This is a genomic window from Inquilinus ginsengisoli, assembly GCF_031453975.1.
Taxonomy (GTDB): domain Bacteria; phylum Pseudomonadota; class Alphaproteobacteria; order DSM-16000; family Inquilinaceae; genus Inquilinus; species Inquilinus ginsengisoli_A.
The window spans coordinates 18468-40973 of the sequence record NZ_JAVDPW010000007.1 but is presented as its reverse complement, the minus strand read 5'-3'; the positions used below and the strand labels follow the sequence as shown (position 1 = coordinate 40973).

Sequence of the window (22506 nt, the reverse complement as noted above, 5' to 3'; positions counted from 1 at the left end):
CTCCCGTTGAGCCCGCTCGGGTTCCGCAGAATCCAGGCCATCATCCCGGCAAACTCGCCGGGAAGCCGGCCCCGGGTGGCGCAGACGATGGATCAAGCAGGTCGTGGCCGACTTCGCACCGCGCAAAGGTGCGTGGCGACAGCGCGAGAGCGGTGTCCGAGCAGATAGGCGAAGATCGCCGCGAGTTGGATGATGATTGCCATGACGAAGATCGTCTGATCGGACCAAAACTGGCGGAACAGGCCGAATACCGTCGGGGCTATGGCGTAAGCGCCCTGCGAAATGGCGACGATCAACGCGACGGCTCTAGCGGCGTCTTTCTCGGAAAATTCGAAGTTGGCGATCACCGGCGGCACGGAGATGGCATTGCCGACTCCAAGACCGAAGAGCACAACCCCAAGCACCAGGAGGGTTGAGCTGTTTCCGTGAGAGAGGAGCAGCACGCCACATCCCAACGCTTGAGCAACGAGGCTGTACGACGCAATGGCGCGCCAGTTAGAGGTGCCGGTTGCGCGCCAACCGACAGCAAGACGCCCGACGACGGCCGCAATTCCGGATGTGCCGGCCGCCAACCCAGCGCCTTGCCTTCCGAGCGCAGGCGTGAGTACAGAAACGAGGTGTGCGACGAGCCCAGTCTGCGCGAACAAGGCCAAAGTCATTCCGATGCACAGCGTCAGGAAGGCGCGATCGTGGAAAAGGTTGAGCCTTGGGGTTGGAGCGGTTGTTTCTGCTGGCGTGTCGACCACAAGAGCCGAAGGGACAAAAGCATCGCCATCGGGAGCCTGGTTCAGGCTTTCGGGTGTCCGGGTCAGCACGAGACCTGCCAACGCGCCGAGAGTCGCGAGCATCGCGACGCTAACGACCAACGCTGCGGCGGGGAAGCCGATCTTGTCGATCAGCGCGACCCAGAAAGGAGAAAAGATGACGCCCCCGACACTGCCGCCGTTGAACGCGACGCCGAGCGCCAAAGGGCGCTTGGCAGCGAACCAAGGGGAAACGATGGCATTGACGGCAACCGCGCCCAGGACGGACCATCCCGCGCCCGACAAGAGTGCGGCTGCGTAGAGCTGCCACGGAGCGCTTGCCAGAGCCCAGCCTAGAAGGCCGATCGCCATGACGACGCTGCCCACGATGGTGACGATCGGCAGTCCGAAACGGCGGTAGAGGGCGGGCAGGTTCGGAATGAGGGCGAGGCCGACCAGGAAATGCAAGGTCAAGGCACCCGAGATGAGCCCGATTGGCCAGCCCCGCGATTGGCGCACAACCTCCAGGTAGACGGGCGGGCCGTAAAAACCGGTTCCCCAACCGAACACCGCGACGGTGAACGCGGCGGCGACGACGCGCCAACCGTAGAAGCCGGGCATGGTGCTCACCGGCGTGGCTACCCCCTGCACCGGCGGGCTTGTCAGGTTGGTTTCTCGGTTGGTCACCATGACATCTCCGCCGTGTCCGCACCTTGTTTCGAGGGCCGTCGGAGCGGCCCTCGCCCCCGGGTGTCAAAACACTTTGTTGCTGTTCTTCGAGGTGTCGGGGATCGGCGCGATGACGTCCCAGTGCTCGACGAGCTTGCCGCCCGTCACTCGGAAAATGTCGACGCCAACGTCGCCATTCGGGCTGATGAGGCCAGTCCAGTGGGCGTGGACAGCAACGAGATCGCCGTCGGCGATGACGCGGCGAATGTCGCCCTTGGCATTGGGAAAGGCTTTCAGGAAGCCGTTGATGTAGGCGCGCAGGCCCTCGACGCCGTCATTGGCGGCCGGGGTATGCTGGATGTACGTGTCGCCGACATAGCGAGCGATGGCGCCATCGACGTCACCGTCGAAGTGGGCCTCCTTGTAAAAGGCCAGGACGGTCTTCTTGTTCTGTTCGGAGATGGTCTCGGTCGTCATGTTGAATTCCAATCGGGTGTGCTGTCGACGGCGTTGGCCATGCGGGGTGAAGGTGGCCTGGCGCCGCGATCGGCTGGGTCCGGTCAGGCCGTTGTCATGCCGTCACCTGCCAGACATGCGGCGCACAGCGGTGGGCGCTGCAATGCGCTGTATGAAGAGCGTCGGTTCGACGGTTCCCTCGGGGGCGTCCGACAGTAGCTCGAGCCGCCTATTCGACCTTGGGCGGGATCTGCGCGTCGAACTTGTTTTGCTGAACGATGTAGATCTCGCACGCCTCCTTGGAGACGCAGGCGGTCGTGTGGGCTTCCTTACCGCGCTGATACCAGTATGAGCCCGGCCCCAGTTTCTCGGGCTTCTGGCCGGGCTGGTAGTTCTCCAGGTCGCCTTTGATGACCACGGCGTAGTAGTCGTAGGTATGGGTGTGGAGCGGGCTCACGAACCCCGAATCGAACCGGAAGAAGGCACCGTGAGCACCCTTCGTCACGTCACCCCAAACGTTCGCGACCTGAATGCCGGTCTTGGGGTTCACGCCTCTCGCGCCGGTGTCGCTGAAGGAATAGTGGCTGGCTGGGTTGGAGACCGACGTACCGCCGTTGGCCGGGGGAAAGGAAGTGTTGTCTTGCGCTTGCGCGGTCGCCGTGACCGCGAGCGCCGCAAAGGCAACGGCCGCCAGTGATCGTAATCTCATGGCTTTCTCCTGAACTTTGTCAGCTGCTGATGATGGCGATGTGATGTCAGGCTGACTTGCCGAGCACCTCGATGAACTTGGCCGCCAGTTCGTGGTCCGACATCGGGTTCTGAGCGGTCACCAGCTCGCGATCGACGACGACGAAGGAGGTGAAGTTCTGGTCGGTGTTGACGACGTTGCCGCCGGCGGCTTCCAGCGCATCAGGCATGTTGAAGATAAGCTTCTTGTGGAAGACGTTGTCTTCCGCATACTCCTCCTCGCCGCGCGAGAAGACAGTCATCCTGTAGCCCGCATACTGCCAGCCCCTGGCCAGCTCGCGCGCCTTCGCCGTGTCGCCATCGATCAGTGCGGCGCGGAACTCGTGTGCATTGTCCAGCGACGCCAGGATGCCGGTCGGGCCGTGGCAGATGGCGGCGGTCGGCTTGCTCTTGGTATGGAAGTAGCGCAGCACCTCGCCGGCGTCCGCGTCCTGCATCACATCGACGACGGGCGCGTGGCCACCCGGGAAGAAGAGACCGACGAAACGGTCGAGGCCACCATCGATCACGGAACGGATCGTGCGGACATCGTTCATAGACGGATGGCCGTTGAAGAAGTCTCGGGCGCGGCTGCGCGCTTCGTCATCGTTGGCGAAGTAGATCAGAGCGTCGGAGTCCTGATCCATATGCGGTTTCTCGCCGGTCGGAGTGGCGAGGACGAAATCGTAGCCGGCGGCCACGAGCGTCATGAGGGGAACGGCGGTCTCGTTCAGGAATTGGCCGATCTTGATCGTGCCGCCGCCCTGTGCCTCAAGCTCGGTCGCGTTCGAGCCGATGACGAGGATAGTGCCCTTACTCATTTGAATCTCCTGTGGTCGAAAAGCTGCTTGTGCTTGCTTGCGGGTGATGCCGGCTGGACGCGCAACGCCAGCCACCGAAGCCTCGGTGGTGCGCCGTGTTCGATTGTCGTTTCTTCGGTGTCGACGGCCCGAGCGGGCCGTGTCGATTTCAGGCGGCTGCCTTGGCCGCCTCGGCCATCCGGCGCACCGTCTCTTCCGTGGTCCACACCGCGTTGGCCATGAAGCGCCAGTTGATCATAGCGGCGTCCAGGCCAGAGCCTTCCTCGTTCGCTGCGGCGGCGACGGCGTCACGGACCATCACGGTCTCGAAGCCGTCTCGAATGAGGTTGCGCATGTGATCTTCGAGGCAGAGGTTCGCCACGGGGCCGGCCATGATAACCGTCTCGATCTTCCGTCGACGCAGCAAATAGGCGAGGTCATTGGTGGGCGCGTATGTGACGTGGCGCGACACGACCGTCGTATTCTCGTCCTCCATGAACTGCCGGAATCGATCGGGAACGTCCGCGCCGCCGCCTGGGACATCATGCGTGTGAAGAGGACTCTCGCGCGCAACGACGCCGCCGTGGAGGGCGAGGTCTTCCATGGGGCTGAGGCGGGTTTTGCCTTTATGATCGTGCGGGAAGAAGTAGTGGGGTGACATGAACACCGGGTAGCCGTGATCCTTCGCGGCGCGAAGCAAGGCTTCAAGGTTGGCATTCACGTTGTTCTTTTTCATGAGGCCCTCGATCATGACGTAATACTTGCCGCCGTCAGTGAGGAAATCATTCTGGATGTCGACGAGCACCAGGGCGGTGCGATCACCACTGATCTCCATATCGACTTTGTGTTCGAACAACATTTTCGGTCCCTTCTATGTGCCAGGCTGACGGGTCAGCCCTGAGCAGCTGATAGCTTTGTCCGCAGATATGATCTATCGATAGGTAGATAAAGCCACCAACTGAGGCCGTCAACCCTCTATCTATCGATAGGCCGCGATCGAGAGGATAAATTCAGAACGCTCCGGCAGATCGCTTCCATCTCGATGTCGCGTAGGCTGGCGCCCCGAAGTGCGGATCTGGATTGGTCATGCTTCTTTCTCATCTCGAACCCCCGACCTGCCGCATTTGACCAACAGGGCCGACTTTCGGTCGGACGCGAGAGTGTCTTTCTGTGGCCGGCACCCGGATCCGGCCGTGGCGTCCTGCCAGCTCGACGGCGCGATGCTTGGCCTTCTCGAGATCGCCCATGGCATCGGTGTTCAGCAGTATGGGCTGGAAGCGCAGCTCGTCGATCTCCAGGCGGAACCCCACGGGCGCGCCGGCATCGAACACGACCAGAACGAAGCGGCCGAGCCCCAGTGTTTCCACGAACCGGTCGACCACATGCGTGATGGTCTCGAACCTATAGGCGAATAGGTCCCGCGCCGGTCCTTCGGTGTAGCCGAAGCCGGGCAGGTCCGGAGCGACGACATGATACTGCTGCGCCAAGGCCGGAATGAGGTTGCGGTACATGTGCGACGAGGACGGGACCCGTGCAGCAGCAGCAATTGCGGCGCATCGGCTTTGCCCGCTTCACGGTAGAAGACAACCACGTCGTCGACCGCGACATGACGGTGAAACGTTGCCATGAGCCACCCCCAGGGTGATACGACCATCAGCCGAAGCGATATGGCCCTGGAGATGACACCCTTTATGAATGACGTGGAATTCGAGGAACTTGCGTTTCTCTATTACAGATTCCGCAATAATGGGCCGCTGCCCTATGCGAACTGGCGCCGCAGGTCTCGGCCGATCTCGTCGATGAAGGCGCGCACTTTCGGTGGCGTATAGCGGCCGGCCTGCTGGACGATGTGGAAGGGGATGCGTTCGACGCTGTATTCGGCCAGCACTTCGACTAGATGCCCGGCCGCCAGATGCCGGGCCGCCTGATAAGAGACGAGATAGGCGAGACCGAGGCCGGCCGCGGCGGCGTCGGCCGCAGCCTCGGTCGTGTTGACCACCAGCCGCGGCTTGATCATCACCTGCTGGCTGTTGTCGGGATTGCCGAACGACCAGCGTTCCGGGACCGGATTGAGGGGCCAGGTCGAGATGGTTCGATGGCGGACGAGCTCCGCCGGCGTAGCGGGGACGCCATGGCGTGCGATGTAAGAAGGGCTGGCATAGACGGTCGTCTTCGCCTCGAAGACCTTCGTGGCACGCAGCGAGGAGTCCGGTAGCTTCCCATAGCGGAGCGCGACATCAATTCCTTCCTCCACCATGGAAACCACACGATCGAGCAGCCAGACCCTGGCTTCGACCCGCGGATATCGCTCGAGGAAGGACCAGACCAGCGGCATCAGGTGCTGGGCGCCGAAATTCGCGGGGGCGCTGATGTTGAGGACACCGCTCGGCTGGCCGTCTCTCGGGGCGGCCCCTTCGAACTCTGCGTTCGCGGCAAGTAGACCGCGGGCGCGCTCGAGATAGAGCTGCCCTGCCTCGGTTAGGGCGACCGACCGGGTCGTCCGATTGAGTAGCCGGGCACTCAGCCGCGTCTCAAGCTCGGCCACGGCACGCGTAACGGCAGACGGAGTGCGCAGCAGTTTCCGCGCAGCGGCGGCAAAACTCCCCTGCTCCGCCACGGCAACAAAAATGGTCACAGCGTCCAGACGGTCCATTCGGCGCTCCAGGGGATTATTGCACGCTATAACATGATCTCTCCGAGAATCCGGCATAGTTGCTCTTGTCCGTTGATGGCAGCGTATACCGCTCTAGCGACCAGGTACGGTTGCGATGAAGGAGTGGGTCGATGGAACCGCCTCCCCGTCCAGAGCCGGGTTGGGACCTACCAGGCTCACCCTTCCACGAAGGCGAGCTCCAGGTTCAAAGTCGCCTGGGGATGGAGGCGAAGATCGACACCGTCGGCCGCCGGTCGGTTCGGCGCTACCTGACGGCCCAGCATCGTGTGTTCTTCCCGCTGCTGCCGATCGCCTTCATCGGCTCGGTTGGGGAGCAGGGCGACCCAGCCGCATCGGTCGTCATGGGAGATCCCGGCTTCGTCAGCGCGCCGGACACGCATCATCTCCGCGTCAATGCCCTGCCCCTCTTTGGCGATCTGCTCGAGGCGAACCTCCATGTAGGGACAGCCCTGGCGCTGCTCGGCATCGAGCTTCCGACCCGCCGGCGCAATCGGGCGATCGGCGTCGTAGAGGCCCTGTCCGCGAACGGGTTCCTCCTGGCGGTGCAGCAGACGATGGGCATCTGCCAGAAGTACATCCAAGCCCGCGAGACGATCTTCGTGGCCACGCCGCCAACATCATCGCCGATCCTCGTCCGGAGCGAGGCCGTGGACGCCGCCGCGGCGTCGCTGATACGCCGTGCCGACAGCTTTTTCATCGCCAGCAATAATCCGTCCGCCACGGACCGCCAACACGGCGGCCCAGACGTATCCCATCGCGGGGGGCGCCCCGGCTTTATCCGAGTAGACGACGCCCAGACTTTGACCGCGCCGGATTTTGTCGGGAATTTCATTTTCAACACGCTCGGCAACATCGCCATCGATCCACGGGTCGGGCTGCTTTTCGTGGATTTCGACCACGGCGGCTTCTTGCAGGTCCGTGCCGAGGCGGAGGTGATCTGGGAAGGCGCGGAACTGGAGGCCTTTGACGGCGCCCAGCGTCTCGTCCGCTTTCATGTGCGCGAGGTACGTCGGGTCGAGAAGGCATTGCCCGGCCGCTTTTCGCCGCCGGACTACTCGCCGTTCCTCGCTCGGACCGGGACGTGGGAGGAGATCGAGGCGCGTCTGCGGTCACCTGTCCCGCCGCCCCCATCAGAGTGACTTCCGCGATCGCTCGTCACCAAATAACGCAACGGGACCGGCGCATAGCTCGCCAGCGCCGCAATGTCGTGGCGTTCCTCGGCACGGTCGCGATCAAGCGTGGGAACGAAAATCGCCGCAGGCCCTGGCGTCGCCTGCTCTCTCGGGGGCGACAAGGACGAGAACTGTGTCGCGGCCGGGTGGCGGCGATCGCCGACCAAGGGCAATGAGCGGTCGTCGTGATGGCCGCTGAGCGGGCTTCCACGGCAAGGCAGTAGCGCCCTGCGTGTGAGCCGAAATCGTCAGGCGCCCGGGGGCCGCACGGAGAGAAACCGCGCACGGCGAAGCACCAGTGGACGCCTCGCTCATCGAGCGGACGTCCTTGCAGGCCAAACTCGGTTGGCTTCGCTCGCGCGCTGCGCGGCGAAGGAGGATCGCGCCCATCCAGGTGCCCTGGTCCGGGAAGATCTCTGCAGCCTTGAGCTCCGCCCGTTCTGGCGCGAGCCCAGAGGTGCCTGCGCGTCCGGCCGAAATCTGTCTATCGATAGATAGATATTGACTCCCAGGTGAGCTCGCTTTACGGCTATCAATCTATCGATAGATGCACACGGTAAGGAAATGCGTATCAACCAGGCGAGAGCGAGCAGCGCGAGGAGCAGAGCGGCCGATGGCCGCACTAGCTTCGCTGCTCGTCCGCAAGGGCACAGTCGCTGGTGGCAGCACCGCGTCCTGCTCCACCGACGGCCCGATGGCCGGCCGGCGCCGGTCTGAGATCGACCATGGACCGTCTCGAGGCCGTGGCCGTTTTCGTGGCCGTCACCGAGCAAGGCAGTTTCGCAGCGGCAGCGCGCAGGCTCGGACGCACTCCGGCCGCGGTGACCCGCGCCATTGCGGAACTGGAGGAAGGTCTCTCGACACAGTTGTTCAACAGGACAACGCGATCGGTCGCACTCACCGAAGCGGGCATGGTCTATCTGACGCGCGCCCGGACGCTGCTTGCGGCCCATGCTGAGTTCGAAGGTGCGGCGCCGGAAGAAACGGAGCCGAGCGGATTGCTGCGTATCACCGCGCCCATCAATTTCGGCCGGCAGCATCTGATGCCGCTCCTGAATCGTTTCTTGGAAAAACATCCTCAGATCGACGCGCAGGTGATGCTGCTCGATCGGGTCGTTTCGTTGGTTGAGGAGGGTCTCGATGTCGGGGTGCGGCTCGGCAAGCCGCGCGATACATCATTGCGCGTGACGTGGGCCGGGGCAGTGAAGCTCGCGATCTACGCCAACCCAGCCTACCTGGCCGAACACGGCACGCCGGCGACGCCCTCCGAACTGCTGAAGCACAGCACGATCTCATGCGGCACCTTCAACCCGATTCCCGAGCGCTGGCCGATCAAGGGCCCGGATGGGATGACCCATATATCCGTCAAGCCCCGGCTCGTGGTCAGCTCGACCGAGTCCGCTGCCGCAGCGGCGGCGGCCGGTCTTGGCATCATCTCCCTTGTCTCCTATCAGGCCGCGCCGCACGTGAAGGCTGGGCGCCTGGTGGAGATCCTGCCGGAATGCACCGTCCACGGCGTGCCGATCAACATCGTACAGCCGCCAGGGCGATATATTCCCGCGAAGGTGCGCGCGTTCATCGATGAGATCGGAACCGGCTTGCGCACCGAGTTCGGCGAATTGTTGCAAGAATCGTAATAGAGAAACGCATAATCCCCCGATTTTCTGTCTAATCGAAGGATGCCATTCGTGGACCGCACGCGAGCTGGTTGTAGCGTGCTCCAATGACGTCGTTCGTCGATCGAGGGCACCAATGGCAAGTTTGAGAGCAACGTCCCGTGTGGTCACCGATACTGAGCACCGCAGGATTTTTCGCCTGCCGGCGGCAGTCGCCGCAATCGCTCTTATGTTGGGCGCGACGGTCGCTTCCGGGCCGGCGGCGGCACAGGTGTCGAAGAGCGGGTTCATCTTGCCAATGGATCTGGCGCTCGAGGCTTCCCAGGAGGCTGTCCGGACCTGCGCAGCAACTGGGTATGACGTCACGGCGACCGTGGTCGATGTGTCCGGCACCCCGCAAGTCGTCCTGCGCGGCGACAATGCGATGATCCATACCAACGATTGCGCCTATCGCAAGGCGTACACGATCGTCACCATGGGACCGATCTTCCAGGTGACCACGACCAGCCAGTCCCCGGTCGTCCTAACGAAATAACCGCCGCGTGCGGCCCAATCCCTGGCATCGACCCCGAACGTCACGGCCCTCCCGGGCGGTGCCGCCATCGAGGCAGACAACTAAATCGTGGCCGGGATCTGCGTCGGCGGCTCGCCCGGCGGCGACAAGGACGAGGTCTGTGCCCGTGCCGGCGTGGCGAGGATCCAAGGCGAGCTGCCGCATTAGGGGCGCGGGGTCCTGGAGCCAGGCCCCCGTCCTCCTTTCTCGTGAGCCGATCCGGCTCAGCCGCTCTGGATGACCGCAGCATAAATGCCGCTCTATCGATAGATAGATATTGACAGCCCTTCACGCCGGCATCTATCTATTCGCCATCAACCTATCGATAGATAGTTATCGCGGACTCAACCAGATCGATGAATTAGCGAGGGCAACATGTCGGACGTACTCACTCATCGCCAGGCTGGAGCAGTCAGCGGCCAGCATTCCAAGAAGCCCGGTTTCAAGGCCTGGGGCGTTTCCCTGATCGTCTTGGGCCTGGTCGCGGGCGGGGTTATCGCCGGCCCGCAGCTGATGGCCTCGCCGGCCGCGTCCGTCGCACCGGCCGCTTTGCCGAGCGTCGCCGTCAGCGCCCCGGTGCAGCGCGACGTCGCCGGCCGCCTCGAGTTCCTCGGCCAGTTCTCGGCCGTCCAGAGCGTCGAACTGCGCGCCCAGGTCGGCGGCACCCTCACCCAGATCGGCTTCAAGGACGGCGACATCGTCCACCAGGGCGATCTCCTGTTCGAGATCGACCCCACCCCCTACCAGATCAAGCTGAGCCAAGCCGCCGCCCAGGTCCAAAGCGCCCAGGCCCGGCTTGATCTCGCCAACCAGGAACTCGTCCGCGCCAATTCGCTGAAGCAGACCGGCAACGGCAGCGTCCAGAACGCCGACCAGAAGGCCGCCGAGCAGCGGTCGGCCCAGGCGGCCCTCGACGACGCCACGGCCGCTGTGCGCGACGCCACGTTCGATCTCGACCACACCCGCATCACGGCCCCCTTCACCGGCCACATCGGCACGCACCAGGTCTCGGTCGGCAACCTGATCGCCGGCAGCCGCGCGGGCACCAGCCCCACCACCCTGCTCGCCACCGTCGTCTCCACCGACTCGATCTACTTGAACTTCGACATGAGCGAGGCCGACTACATGACGTTCCTGCGGGATCGTCAGAAGCAGGCCGGCCCGCTCGCCGACAAGGTGCAGATCTCGCTCGCCGACGAGAAGAGCTTCACCCATGAGGGCACGCTCGACTTCATCGACAATACCCTCGACCGCTCGAGCGGCACCATCCATGCCCGCGCCACCGTCCCCAATACCGACGGCCTCCTGACGCCTGGCGGCTTCGCCCGCGTCCGCGTCGACGTGTCGGCCCCCGCGATGGCCATGCTCGTGCCGGACGCTTCCGTCCTGCCCGACCAGTCGAACCATATCGTCCTGACCGTCAGCGACAGCAACGTGGTCACGCCGAAGCTGGTCCAGATCGGTGATCTCCGCGAAGGCCTGCGCGTCATCCGCTCCGGCCTCGAACCCTCCGACCGCGTGATCGTCGACGGCATCCCGACCGTCCGCCCGGGCGCCACCGTCGCTCCTCACGCCGAAACCCTCAAAGTCGCATTCGACTAGGACTGGGGCTGAGCCGAATCATGAAACTCTCACATTTCTTCATTGATCACCCCCGTTTCGCGGCAGTCATCAATATCTTCATCACGGTGTTCGGACTTGCCGCAGCGGCATTCCTGCCGGTGGCGCAGTATCCGAACATCGTTCCCCCAACGGTCCAGATCACGGCCTCTTACCCCGGCGCCGCGGCCGACGTCGTCGCCCGCACCGTTGCGACACCGCTCGAACAAGCCATCAACGGCGTCGAGAACATGGACTACATCAGCAGTCAGTCCACGGGTAACGGACAGCTCAACATTACGGTGATCTTCAAGATCGGCACCGACATCAACACCGCGCTCATGCTGACGCACAATCGAGTGCAGGACACGCTATCTCGGCTGCCGCAGGAAGTTCAGCTCCAAGGCGTGCAAGTCAAGAAGACGATCCCGGCTCTACTGCTTGGCATCTTTCCATACTCACCAGACGGATCCCGGAGCGCGGAATACATCTCCAATTACATGATCCTGAATGTCAAGGATGAGATCGCGCGTTTGCCAGGCGTGGCCGACTTCTGGGTCTTGGGCGAACGGCAGTACGCGATGCGCATCTGGATCGATCCGGACAAGGCGGCCGCGAGCGACGTCAGCGCCAGCGACATCCTGACCGTCCTGCGGGCTCAGAACACCCAGGTTTCGGCTGGCGCTCTTAACCAGCCGCCCGTGTTCAGCAACACCGGTGGGGCCTACCAAATCAACGTCCGCGCACTCGGTCGCCTTACCACGCCCGAGGAATTCGGTTCGATCATCGTGAAGACGGACCCCCAGGGTCGCGTCACCCGCATCCGCGACATTGGTCGCGTCGAACTGGGCTCAGCGGACTATGGCTCCAAAGCCTATGCGGATCGCGCCGACTCTGCTCCCTTCTGGGTCATCGCCACCCCAGGCGCGGACGTGGTCCAGGTAGAGCACGCAGTCTGGGACAAGATGGCCGAGCTCAAGAAGAGCTTCCCGCCGGGTATGGATTACGTCAACATCTATGATCCGACCACGTTCGTCAGCCAGTCCATCCACGAAGTTCTGGTCACCATCGCCATCGCGATCCTCCTGGTGGTCGGCGTGGTCTACCTGTTCTTGCAAAGCTGGCGGGCGACCCTCATTCCGGTCATCGCCATACCGGTATCGCTCGTTGGTGCTTTCTCGCTCCTCTCCCTACTCGGTGTCTCGATTAACAACCTGTCGCTGTTTGGCTTAGTACTGGCGGTGGGCATCGTGGTCGACGACGCGATCGTCGTGGTCGAGAATGTCGAACGCAACATGGCCCAAGGCTTATCGCCTCGGGAAGCCGCCCACCAGACGATGAGCGAAGTCTCGACCGCGCTCATCGCCATTGCGCTGACTCTTTGTGCGGTTTTCGTCCCTTCTGCGTTCATCTCCGGCATCTCGGGCCTCTTCTTCAAGCAGTTCGCCACCACCATCGCGGCCTCGACGGTGATCTCCTGCTTCGTTTCGCTGACCTTGAGCCCGGCGCTCGCTGCGGTGCTGCTGAAGCCGCACCACGGCCATGCTGAGCGCAGAGGCCTGAACCGGATTCTGCAGGGCGCCTTTGGCCGCTTCAATGCCGGCTTCGAGTGGATGTCGTCGAAGTACGCTCGGATAACTGCGCGCTTCGTTCGGGCGACAGCCCTCATCCTCGTCGTCTATGTCGGGCTGATCTCGCTCACGGGTTTCCAGTTCGCACGGATGCCTGAAGGCTTCATCCCGGAGCAGGACATCGGATATCTCGTCACGGTCATCCAGCTGCCGGCCGGCTCGAGCCTCGCTCGGACCGACGCCGTGGTTCGGGAGGTCAACGACATCATCCTGAAGACCCCCGGCATCGAGCACACGTCCGCGAACGTCGGTTTCGATGTGACGACAAGCACCGTTGCACCCAACTCGGCCACGATCTTCCTCGGTTTGCCCTCGCTCTACGGCAAGCACATCCCAGGCGTGAATGCCTCCACCATGCTGGCCGAGGTGCGCAAGCGCCTGGCTGTCGTCAAGGATGCCTTCGTGCTGGTGATCAATCCTCCCCCAGTCCAAGGCCTCGGTTCCGCGGGCGGGTTCAAGCTGATGGTCGAGGACCGCAACAATTCTGGCCCCCAAGCGCTGGCGGACGCGACAAATACGCTGGTCACGGCGGCCAACAAGGATCCGGCCTTCGGTGGCGTGTTCACACTCTTCAATGCAGGTTCGCCGTCGATCTACGCCGACATCGACCGCGAGAAGGCCGAGAAGCTCCAGCTGACGCCAACCGACGTCTTCTCCACGCTGCAGCTCTACCTCGGTTCGCAATATGTGAACGACTTCAACTATCTGGGCCGCACTTTCCAGGTGCTTGTCGAGGGCGATGAAGCTTTCCGGCAGACTCCGGAGCAGATCGCGCGCCTCAAGGTGCGTAACACTAGCGGTGAGATGGTGCCGGTCGGTTCGGTCGCCAGCCTCCACGACGAAACCGCTCCCTATCGTATCCCACGCTACAACCTCTATCCAGCGGCCGACGTCCTGGGAGCAGCAGCACCCGGCGTCGCGTCAGGCACCGCGATGGCTCGGATGGAGGTCCTTGCAAAGCAGGTGCTGCCTGCCGGCTTCACCATTGAATGGACCGAGCTCTCGCATCAGCAGCAGCAGCAGGGCATCCCGACCATCGCGATCTTCGCAGCATCCGCCGTCTTCGTGTTTCTCGTGCTGGCCGCCCAATACGAGAGTTGGAAGCTCCCTCTGGCGATCGTGCTGATCGTGCCGATGTGCCTCCTGGCCTCGGCGACCGGCCTCGACTTCCGGGGCATGCCGATCGACATCCTGGCGCAGATCGGTTTCGTGGTGCTCGTCGGCTTGGCAGCGAAAAACGCGATCCTTATCGTGGAGTTCGCCCGGCAAAGACAGGACCAGGACGGTGATACACCGGAGGAGGCGGCCACGGCGGCCGCTCGGATCCGCCTCCGCCCGATCCTGATGACCTCCTTCGCCTTCATCCTCGGTGTCTTCCCGCTCGTCGTGGCGACCGGGGCGGGCGCGGAGATGCGGCAATCGCTGGGGACCGCCGTGTTCTTCGGAATGCTCGGGGTCACGATCTTCGGCCTGCTCTTCACGCCGGCCTTCTACACCTTCATCCGCAAGATTGGCTCCAAGCGCGCGTCATGACCCGGAACTTCGAACCACCGGAAAGATGGGGCTGAGCAGCTCGCTGCTCAGCACCGCCCTGGCAGCCTGCACAGTTGGCCCGGACTACACCCCTCCCAAGGTCGAGTTCGCGCCGTTCCACGACGGCACCGATACTTCGCCCACGCTGGGCCCCACGACGCTGCCGCTAGATCACTGGTGGACCGGGTTCAACGGGCGCTGAATGAAAACCTGGATCTCGACGCCGCCTATGCACGGGTGCGCCAAGCGAGAGCCACGGCCGCCAGCGCCGGCGCACAGCTTCTACCGACCGTCGACTTCAACGCCTCGAGGACCTATAAGCATCTGAGACTGAACGGTGCGTTCGGTTCCGTCGCCAACAGTTCGCCCGGCTTCCACTGCGACGGTCATGAGGACGTCATCGGGCCCTGGGCAAGTTGGGAGATTGACCTCTTCGGCGGATCGCGTCGGGACGCGGCCGCCGCCAATACCGAAGCCCAAGCGGCGGAAGCCCAACCGGTGGGGACCCGGATAACGGTCGCTGCCGGCACGGCCGACGCCTATCTGCAGATCCGGTGCTATCGGGCCCGGCTCGCCGTCGCACAGAACCAGATCGCCACCGACGAACATCTCGTCGAGCTGGTGCATTGCGCTTGACCGCACGAGCGCGACATTTGGGCTGTTCCCTTTCGATGGGGGAGTTTGGAAGTCGCGTCACTGCCCGGCGCTCTTGGCTCGCGTCCTGTTTCATCGATCACGGATGCAGGTACCACCGAGCGAACTGCAGGGCCCCTTTCGGCCACCCGACCGCCCAGTCGGTCCACTAGCGGATGGCCAGAGCAATGACGCTCACGGCGATCGACGCTGCCGTGCGGCAGGTGGAGCACCTGAACCAGACTCTGATGGCGCTGCGCGAGCAGCACGCGGCCGCCGGCGTCGACGAGAGCGCTTGGTGGAAGGCGCCTGCGGGCCGCCTCAATGAGGCCGGCCAGCGGGCCATCCGGCAAATGTTCCGTGAGGGTCTGCCGGACTCGGAGATCGCGCGCCGCCTGAAAATCTCAAGTGCCGCGGCGTCGAGCCAACGACAGAAGTGGCTTAGTCGGTGACGCCGGCCAGGTAGCTATCGCCCCTCGCTCGGAATTCGTAGCGAAGCGGCTTTGTCGCTCTCCGTATTCCCGATCCATGTATCTCGGCCGCGGAGCGCTATAAGCGGCCCTTGCGTTGGCTCCTCAGGACCAGACGTCGCCAAGACCCGAAGAATCCGGCGCTTTCTCGATCACATGGGTCTCAGGGACTGCCCGAAAGCGGTCATCGCAGTTGCCTCTGCGAAGCGGACATGACGGGAGGGACGCATAGCGGTCCGGCCACAACCCAAATCACACCTACTGATATCCCGCCTTGCCGAGAACCGGGCCGGGGGCATCGACCCTGCGGCCCGATCGTCGCCGATATCCCGCCGTCAGAAGTGATAGGCGAACCGGGCACTGGCGGTCTGGCTGAGGAAGGTGTCGCCGACATCGGCGGTATATTCCCCCTTCAGCTCGAAGCCGCCGGCCCGGAACAGCTGCAACCCGAGATCGATCTTGCCCATCACCTCCGGCGAGTCGATGAAGTCGCTGAAGGTGCCGTCGGCTGAGGACGCGCCGACGAAGCTGGAATGGATCGTCCGCGTGTTGTCCGGGAGGTAGCTGACCCCGAACGCCGCATAGGCCCGCAGCGTCGTCGCCTCGTCCACATCCAGCCGCCCGCCGAACTCCACCATCGGCGACAGCGCCACGCTGGTCTTGCTGCTGCCGCGCACATCCAGCGCGTAGAGGTCGCTGCCCTTCTCCTCGAAGCCGGGCAGGTCGGTGTAGATCACGTCGAGGTCGCCATACGGCCGGATGTACCAGTCGTCGAAGGCGAATTCGTAGCCGGCGCGCAGCCGACCGCCCGCAAGGAACATGCTCGGGTCGCTCTTCACCGTCTCGCTCACCCCCGGCAGGCGGATCTGCCGGTCGGTGTGGAACTCGCCGCCGGCGAAGGCGACCGAGCCGGCGAACTGCCACGGGCCCATGGTGTGCTTCAGGGTGATCGACCCGTCATAGGTATCGCCGTCGCCGGACGACACCTGGTCCATCGTCGCCCAGGTCTTCCCCGCAGCGAAGGAGGCGCCGAGATACCAGTCGGGCAGGATCTCGTGCTGGGCGCCGATCCGGTAGGTGGTGCCGGAAACGTGGTAGCCCTGGGTGTCGCCGCTGGCCCATTGGTCGGTCCAGCTGCCGGTGACCCGGGCCCAGACGCAATTGTCCTCGCCCAGCAGCACGTTCTGGTCGACGAAGACCGGGCAGCTCATCGCCGCACCCAGGATGGTGCCCGCCGAATTGGCCAGCGCGATCGACTGCGCGTGGGTGGCCTTGCTCGAATAGGCGTCGAGCGCCGCCTTGTAGTCGCCGGCATCGCTGATCCGCGACAGTTCGGCGAAGCGGGTGGCGAAGGCGGTGTCGCCGTTGTTCCAGGCCCGCTCATGGTAGCGGGCGAGGGAGGCTTCGCTCTTGCTCAAGGTCACGCCGCTGGGCGAGAAGTCCGACCGCGGCGCCAGGGTCAGGATGTTGCCCGACTGGGCCGTGTCCCAATGGAACAGCAGCGAGTCCAGCCCGTCCGCCGTCGAGACGAGATGGCCGGCGCTGACCACCGGCAGCGCGCCGGGCAGCAGGGTCAGCGCCGTTGGCACGATCTTGCCGTCGAGCTTGGCCGTGCCGCCGACCTGGAGGTGGCCGGCCGCCTTGTTGAGGGAGTCGAAGGTCACGCCCAGCCGGCCATCGCCGGTCTCGGTGAAATCCCCGGTGACACGGACGGCCCGCAATTCGCCGGGTATCCCGAGATTGAAGGTGCCACTGCTCACGACACTTGCGGCTTCGATCATGGGACCGGCGTTGAAGGTGCCGTTGCCGTTGACCTGGCCGCCATTGGTGTAGATCGAGCCGGTGATGGTGCCGTTGATCGGGGTGTTGTCGACGACGCCGGAATTATTGGCGACGGCGACCTGTCCGCCGCCGGTGACCTTGATCGCCGTGCCGTTGGTGCCGTCGGCCGTGGTGATCGTGGCCCAGTCATTCGTCACATAGGCGACCGGGCCGTTCGCCGGCGTGTCAATCCAGACACCCACACTGCCCGATCCGGTGCCGCCGGAGATGGTGGTGCCCTGGTTGTCGTAGTTGTTGATCACCACATCCGCCCGCCCGGTCGGGGCGCCATAGCCCGCGACCTGAGCAAAGATCCCGATCGCGCTCTGGGCCGTGGGCGCTGCCATGACCGAGTCGTTCACCGTCACCGTGACGGGGCCACCCGTGGCTGAGCCACTGGCATGACCGGCGAGGGGGGCGCCGGCATACATGCCGTTGCCATTGGCGATCAGCCCACCACCACCGCCGACGCTCTGCGCGAAAATCCCAATCGAGCCCGCACCGGCGACGTAGATGGAAGAGCCCTGATCGATCGTGACGTTCACCGCACCGCCATTGCCGGTAGAGGGCTTGGACTGGTACGTGTTGCCGTCATAACCGGTCACCAGCCCGGGGATATCGGCCGGATACCCGATGACGCGGAGGGCGCCGCCGCCACCGCCGATCGACTGCGCAGCGATGCCGAAGGCGCCGATGCCCGAGGTGGCGATCTGGCTGCCATTGCCGAGGGTCACATCGACCTCGCCGCCGTTGCCGGTGCCCAGGCCGCCAAGCTTGGTGGTCTGGCTCGTCGTGCTGCGCGTGGCGCTGACCAGGCCGCCGCCGCCGCCGATGCTCTGCGCCAGGATGCCGAAGCTGTTGTAGCCCGATGTCGAGATCGCGACGGGGCCGTTGCTGGAATCGAAGGTGACGGTGTCGCCGTCGCCATTGGCCTTGCCGCCGCCGCCGACACTGAGATTCAGCGGCTGGTTTGGGGACCCGTCCGCGGCCTGGTTCGGCATCTGGGGCCCGCCGTTCAGGGTCCAGAAGGAGGAGCCGGCGCCGCCGATGCCGCCGCCACCCCCGATCGACTGCAGCACCACGCCATCGGCCGCGGCGCCGGCGGTGATGATGTTCGCCGTGCTGCTGTTCGAACTGGTGAAATTCACGGTGCCGCCATTGCCGCCGCCGCCGCCATCATTGCCGTTGGAGGCACCACCCACCGTGATCGTGCCAGTGGCGACATCGGTGCCGTCACCGCCGATGCCGCCGCCGCCGCCGATGCTCTGCCCGACCACACCGGACGCGCCGAACCCGCCGATGACGCTGTTCTGGGCGTTGGGTGCGCCCGTGGCCACCGTAGAGCCTTGGCCGAAATTGATCTGCACGGCGCCGGCATCGCCGCCGCTTCCGCCATTGCCGCCGATGGCATGGTCGAAATTGTCGGAGATCTCGGCGAAGTTGCCGGTGCCGGTCGCGGCCGCGGTGCCGCCCTTGCCGCCGCCGCCGCCGATCGATTGGGCGACGATGCCCTGGGCCCAGTCGCCGGAGGTGGCGATCGGGGCCGACAAGCCAGTGGTGACGGATCCGCCGGTGCCGCCCGACCCACCGGTGCCGCCGATCGACAGGGACATGGTCAGGTTGAGCGCCGGCTGCGAGCCACTGTTGTTCAGGCCTTCGAAGGTGCTCGAGATGTCACTGCCGAACTCACGGCCCTTCAAGGCCGTGACGATCGGGTTGTCGGCCGACCCGTCGGAGCCGGCCGAGCCGCCGACCCCGCCGCCGCCGCCGATCGACTGCGCCAGCACGCCGGTCGCGTCGCCGCCATAGGTGACGATCGGTGCTGCGACGTTGACGTTCACCGTGCCGCCGGTGCCGCCGCTGACGCCGTTGCCGCCCAGGCTGAAACTGGCGCCCGGCTTGATGGTCTTGTCCTCCGCCGAGAAGCTCTGGACCACATTGAACGACCCGCCCTGGGAGGAGCCGCCGCCGCCGCCGATCGATTGGGCGAGCACCCCCATGGCGCCCGATCCGTAGGTCATGATGCCGTTGCCGGCATACACATCGGCGGTCACCGACCCGCCATCGCCGCCGGTCCCGCCCTTCGACCCCAGGGTGACGCTGAGCGACGTGGTCTCCGAGGTGCCGAAGCCCTGGGTGTTGCCGCTGCCGACTCCGGCATTGCCGCCGCCGCCGCCGATCGACTGCGCCTTGATGCCGTCGGCATAGTCGCCATAGGTGACGATCGAGGTCGGGGCACTGCCGCCCTGGTCGGCCCCGCCGGCGACGGTGCCGCCGATCGCGACCTGCACGTCACCACCATCGGTGCCATTGCCACCGGCGCCGCCGACTGTGAAGCTGAGCGTCAGGCCGAGCGACTGCGTGTCTTTCGGCGCGCCGTTCGACCCATAGCCCAGCACCGCCGCCATCGCCGAAGAATCGCCTCCCTCGCCGCCGCCGCCGCCGATACTCTGGACCTGCACGCCGGTCGAGCCCGTGCCGCTGGTGGTAATGGTGCCGCCGTTCGACAGGGAGAATTGCGCGTTGCCGCCCGCGCCGGCCACGCCACCGGCCCCGCCCAAGCCCACGGCGACGGCCATCGCGGCGCTGTCGTCACCCGTCGGCGGGGCGATTGCGACGGCCTCTGCGATCGCCGTGCCGCCGGTCCCGCCGCCGCCGCCGATGCTCTGGACCAGCACGCCGATGCTGTCGATCGGCAGCGCGTTGGAGGACCCACCGCTGCCAACGCCGTTGACAAGCGCCGAGGCCTGCCCCGTGGCGATCGCGCTGTTCACCACCGTGACGGCGGCCGTGCCGGCATCGCCGCCGGAGCCGCCCGCGCCGCCGATCCCCACCGAGACGTCGAGACCCACCCCGATGGACCCCGCGAAGGCCTGGCCGCCGTTGCCACCGCCGCCGCCGATCGATTGCGCGATCAGGCCCGGCGCCTTGGACCCCTGGGTGACGATCGTCGCCCCTGATGTGTCGATGGTGGCGGTGCCGCCACCGCCGCCCTTGCCGCCCGTACCGCCGACCGCGAAGGATGTGAAGATCGACCCGCTGAAGGCGTGGCCGGCATTGCCGCCGCCGCCGCCGATCGATTGCATGACCACCCCGACGCCGTTGTCGCCCGTCGTCTGGATGGCCGTGCCCTGATTGAGCAAGGCACTGACCTGGCCGCCGGCCGACGCCGTTCCGCCGCTGCCGCCGATGGTGATGGAGCCGCCAGTGCCACCGCCGCCATCACCACCGCCGCCACCGATCGATTGGCCCAGCACGCCGATCGAGGAAATGCCGTTGGTCGTGATGCTGCCGCCATTCGACGTGAAAACCACAGTGCCGCCGGCGGCCCCGGCGCTGCCGCTGCCGCCGACATTGGAGATCGGCCCCCCGGCACCGCCGCCGGCGCCGCCGCCCCCACCGATGGATTGGAGCATGGCGCCATGAGCATTCTGCCCGTTCGTGGTGATCGAGCCGGTGTTGGCGACGTCGACTTCGCCCGACGTGCCACCCGTCGCGCCCGCCCCACCGTCGGAGTGGAAGAGGGCCCAGGAGCCGCCTCCGGATCCACCGCCGCCGGCCAGCGACTGAGCGGCGATGCCATGGGCGGTATCGCCGGTGGTGGTGATCGAACCGCCATTGGTCACGCTCACGATGTCCGAATTGCCGCCGGTGCCGCCCGCTCCGCCATGTTCCTCCTGCCCCGCGCCACCTGCACCGGCGGCGCCGCCCAGGGACTGCGCCAGGATGCCGATGGAGCCGGTCTGACTGGTCTGGATCGTCGAGGCGCTGTCGACCGTGACGGTCACGGTGCCTGCGGTCCCGCCATTGCCACCATTGCCGCCGTAGATCTCGCCGGTTCCGGTCGGATTGCCGGCGTTGCCGCCGCCGCCGCCTTCGGACTGAGCGATGATGCCGGGAGAGGCCGTGCCGGTGGTGGTGATGAAAGCCGAGGCCAGGCTCACCGTGACCGCATTGGCATCGCCCCCATTGCCGCCATACCCGGTCGTGCCTTCGCCGCCGCGCGGGTCGAGATAGCCGCCATCGCCGGCCTGGCCGCCCAGGCTCAGCGCATAGATGCCGGGAGAATTGGTCCCGTTGGTCGCCGCCCCAGCGGAACCGGGGGACGAGCCGGTCAGCGAGACCGTGACCGTTCCATTAACGTCGCCGCCGTCCCCGCCTTGGCCGGCATGGTTGCTGAAACCGCCACTGTCCTGGGACCCGCCCTGGCCTCCGACACCGCCCTGGGCGAAGGCCACGATGCCGGGCAGGTTGGTGCCCGTGGTCGAAACGGTCGCGTCGGTGATCGAGACGCCGGCTCCGGCGACGCCGCCGCCGTTCCCGGCGTTCTGCCCGCCGGTGCTGTTGCCGCCGCCAGTCCCTCCGGACGCCAACGCCACCACGCCGCCGCCCGACCCGAGGACGGCCGACGTCGAGCCATTGAGCTGCAAGCTGACATCGCCGCCCTGCGTCAGCGTGATTGACGCGGGCCCGGCATTGCCGCCGGTTCCGACATTGCTGCCGTTGATCGAGCCGCCGCCGCCCGCCGACTGCGCAAGGATTCCGAGAAAGCCGCCATAGGAGTTGACATTGGCGGTGATCGCCCCGCTGCTCGTGATCGACGTGCCCGAGGACGACCCGCCCGAATTTCCATCGGGGCCGTCACCGCCGGCGTCATCGCCCCAGATGCCGGCGCCGCCGCCGACATCGATGCCGGACAGATTGAGGGCGATGGCCCCCGAATTGTTGATGGTGATGCCCGCGGGCACCCCGCTGCCATTGACGCCGATGCTCGACCCACCAGGCCCGCCACTTCCGCCGGCCTGGACCGCCTGGATACCAAAGCTGTAGTCGCCCGTCGAAGCGGCGCCGTTCAGAGTGATCGACCCCTGGTTGGTCAGCAGCAGCCCCTGGACATTGCCGCCGCGCCCACTGGTGACATTCTGTCCGGAAGACCCGAAATTCAGCCCGACAGCCTCGTTGGTCTGCACCGGCATCGTGATGTTGCCGGTCGATGTCACCGACATCGGCGCCGCATCGGGAGAGCCACCCTGGAAGCCAGATGTGGAAGAACTGCCGGAATAGGTGCAGGTGGCAACGTTCCCAATCATGACCAGGTTGCAGGGCTGCGCGGCCGCCGTATCCGGCATGGCGAGCCAGGCCGTCGTGCCCAGCAGCCCGGCCATCAGGCCCCGTCCAGTTACGGCGGGCCAGGTCAGATTCACTTTTGAAACAGACCGCGAGCCCGCCTTGGCGCGGGAACCGGACCCTTGTGTCATCGCATCCCCCTAAATCTTTACTCAAATGCTCCCGACGCGGCCCGGCGCGGATGTCCTCCATCGGAAATCTGCGATTTAGTGCACGTCTTGAGAAAGCGTATCGCCATATTTTGCTATGCCATAGGTCCAGATGGGACTTATCGATGGGTCCA

The 22506-nt window shown here is 65.2% G+C and carries 15 protein-coding genes; 7 read left to right on the top strand and 8 right to left on the bottom strand.

Annotation, left to right across the window (positions count from 1 at the left end; all coding sequences use genetic code 11):
* Positions 1-92 precede the first annotated feature (92 nt).
* The 7 genes from E9232_RS19775 to E9232_RS19745 form a co-directional block, all read right to left on the bottom strand.
* Complete coding sequence (locus tag E9232_RS19775; RefSeq protein ID WP_309796674.1) at positions 93-1433, bottom strand: MFS transporter; 1341 nt, start codon at positions 1431-1433, stop codon at positions 93-95.
* A 63-nt stretch (positions 1434-1496) separates the two neighbouring features.
* Positions 1497-1889, bottom strand: coding sequence for a nuclear transport factor 2 family protein (locus tag E9232_RS19770; protein WP_309796673.1), 393 nt, complete (start codon positions 1887-1889; stop codon positions 1497-1499).
* Positions 1890-2097: 208 nt separating this feature from the next.
* Positions 2098-2577, bottom strand: coding sequence for a DUF4437 domain-containing protein (locus tag E9232_RS19765; protein WP_309796672.1), 480 nt, complete (start codon positions 2575-2577; stop codon positions 2098-2100).
* 46 nt (positions 2578-2623) lie between these two features.
* Positions 2624-3415 carry a type 1 glutamine amidotransferase domain-containing protein gene (locus tag E9232_RS19760; protein ID WP_309796670.1) on the bottom strand — a complete coding sequence of 264 codons (792 nt, stop codon included), beginning with the start codon at positions 3413-3415 and terminating at the stop codon, positions 2624-2626.
* A gap of 148 nt (positions 3416-3563) precedes the next feature.
* On the bottom strand, positions 3564-4253 hold the full coding sequence (locus tag E9232_RS19755) for a cysteine hydrolase family protein (RefSeq protein ID WP_309796668.1): 690 nt from the start codon (positions 4251-4253) through the stop codon (positions 3564-3566).
* Positions 4254-4491: 238 nt separating this feature from the next.
* Positions 4492-4941, bottom strand: a complete 450-nt coding sequence (locus tag E9232_RS19750) for an alpha/beta fold hydrolase (RefSeq protein WP_445351991.1) — start codon at positions 4939-4941, stop codon at positions 4492-4494.
* Between the two features lie 212 nt (positions 4942-5153).
* Positions 5154-6047 carry a LysR family transcriptional regulator gene (locus E9232_RS19745; protein ID WP_309796662.1) on the bottom strand — a complete coding sequence of 298 codons (894 nt, stop codon included), beginning with the start codon at positions 6045-6047 and terminating at the stop codon, positions 5154-5156.
* A 221-nt stretch (positions 6048-6268) separates the two neighbouring features.
* On the opposite strand from E9232_RS19745, the gene E9232_RS19740 reads away from it, so the two are divergent.
* The 7 genes from E9232_RS19740 (at position 6269) to E9232_RS19710 (ending at position 15257) form a co-directional block, all read left to right on the top strand.
* Positions 6269-7207: a pyridoxamine 5'-phosphate oxidase family protein gene (locus tag E9232_RS19740; protein ID WP_309796661.1), complete on the top strand. Its 939-nt coding sequence runs from the start codon at positions 6269-6271 to the stop codon at positions 7205-7207.
* A 758-nt stretch (positions 7208-7965) separates the two neighbouring features.
* Positions 7966-8877, top strand: coding sequence for a LysR family transcriptional regulator (locus tag E9232_RS19735; RefSeq protein WP_309796659.1), 912 nt, complete (start codon positions 7966-7968; stop codon positions 8875-8877).
* Positions 8878-8992: 115 nt separating this feature from the next.
* The gene (locus tag E9232_RS19730) at positions 8993-9391 is read left to right on the top strand and encodes a heme-binding protein (RefSeq protein ID WP_309796658.1); all 399 of its coding nucleotides are present in this window, start codon (positions 8993-8995) and stop codon (positions 9389-9391) included.
* Positions 9392-9784: 393 nt separating this feature from the next.
* A complete protein-coding gene (locus E9232_RS19725) occupies positions 9785-11011 on the top strand; it encodes an efflux RND transporter periplasmic adaptor subunit (protein WP_309796657.1) in 1227 nt (408 codons plus the stop codon).
* Between the two features lie 20 nt (positions 11012-11031).
* Entirely contained in the window at positions 11032-14172 is a 3141-nt protein-coding gene (locus E9232_RS19720) for an efflux RND transporter permease subunit (protein WP_309796655.1), read from the top strand.
* 177 nt (positions 14173-14349) lie between these two features.
* Positions 14350-14808, top strand: coding sequence for a TolC family protein (locus E9232_RS19715; protein WP_309796652.1), 459 nt, complete (start codon positions 14350-14352; stop codon positions 14806-14808).
* Between the two features lie 185 nt (positions 14809-14993).
* Positions 14994-15257 carry a hypothetical protein gene (locus E9232_RS19710; protein WP_309796650.1) on the top strand — a complete coding sequence of 88 codons (264 nt, stop codon included), beginning with the start codon at positions 14994-14996 and terminating at the stop codon, positions 15255-15257.
* A 353-nt stretch (positions 15258-15610) separates the two neighbouring features.
* On the opposite strand, the gene E9232_RS19705 is transcribed toward E9232_RS19710, so the two are convergent.
* On the bottom strand, positions 15611-22261 hold the full coding sequence (locus E9232_RS19705; protein ID WP_309796648.1) for an autotransporter outer membrane beta-barrel domain-containing protein: 6651 nt from the start codon (positions 22259-22261) through the stop codon (positions 15611-15613).
* Between the last annotated feature and the right edge of the window lie 245 nt (positions 22262-22506).

Excerpts from the sequence above, each read along its gene's own strand:
- E9232_RS19775 (WP_309796674.1), bottom strand. The coding sequence starts at position 1,433 with ATGGTGACCAACCGAGAAACCAACCTGACAAGCCCGCCGGTGCAGGGG.
- E9232_RS19770 (WP_309796673.1), bottom strand. The coding sequence starts at position 1,889 with ATGACGACCGAGACCATCTCCGAACAGAACAAGAAGACCGTCCTGGCC.
- E9232_RS19765 (WP_309796672.1), bottom strand. The coding sequence starts at position 2,577 with ATGAGATTACGATCACTGGCGGCCGTTGCCTTTGCGGCGCTCGCGGTC.
- E9232_RS19760 (WP_309796670.1), bottom strand. The coding sequence starts at position 3,415 with ATGAGTAAGGGCACTATCCTCGTCATCGGCTCGAACGCGACCGAGCTT.
- E9232_RS19755 (WP_309796668.1), bottom strand. The coding sequence starts at position 4,253 with ATGTTGTTCGAACACAAAGTCGATATGGAGATCAGTGGTGATCGCACC.
- E9232_RS19745 (WP_309796662.1), bottom strand. The coding sequence starts at position 6,047 with ATGGACCGTCTGGACGCTGTGACCATTTTTGTTGCCGTGGCGGAGCAG.
- E9232_RS19740 (WP_309796661.1), top strand. The coding sequence starts at position 6,269 with ATGGAGGCGAAGATCGACACCGTCGGCCGCCGGTCGGTTCGGCGCTAC.
- E9232_RS19735 (WP_309796659.1), top strand. The coding sequence starts at position 7,966 with ATGGACCGTCTCGAGGCCGTGGCCGTTTTCGTGGCCGTCACCGAGCAA.
- E9232_RS19730 (WP_309796658.1), top strand. The coding sequence starts at position 8,993 with ATGGCAAGTTTGAGAGCAACGTCCCGTGTGGTCACCGATACTGAGCAC.
- E9232_RS19725 (WP_309796657.1), top strand. The coding sequence starts at position 9,785 with ATGTCGGACGTACTCACTCATCGCCAGGCTGGAGCAGTCAGCGGCCAG.
- E9232_RS19720 (WP_309796655.1), top strand. The coding sequence starts at position 11,032 with ATGAAACTCTCACATTTCTTCATTGATCACCCCCGTTTCGCGGCAGTC.
- E9232_RS19710 (WP_309796650.1), top strand. The coding sequence starts at position 14,994 with ATGACGCTCACGGCGATCGACGCTGCCGTGCGGCAGGTGGAGCACCTG.
- E9232_RS19705 (WP_309796648.1), bottom strand. The coding sequence starts at position 22,261 with ATGGCCGGGCTGCTGGGCACGACGGCCTGGCTCGCCATGCCGGATACG.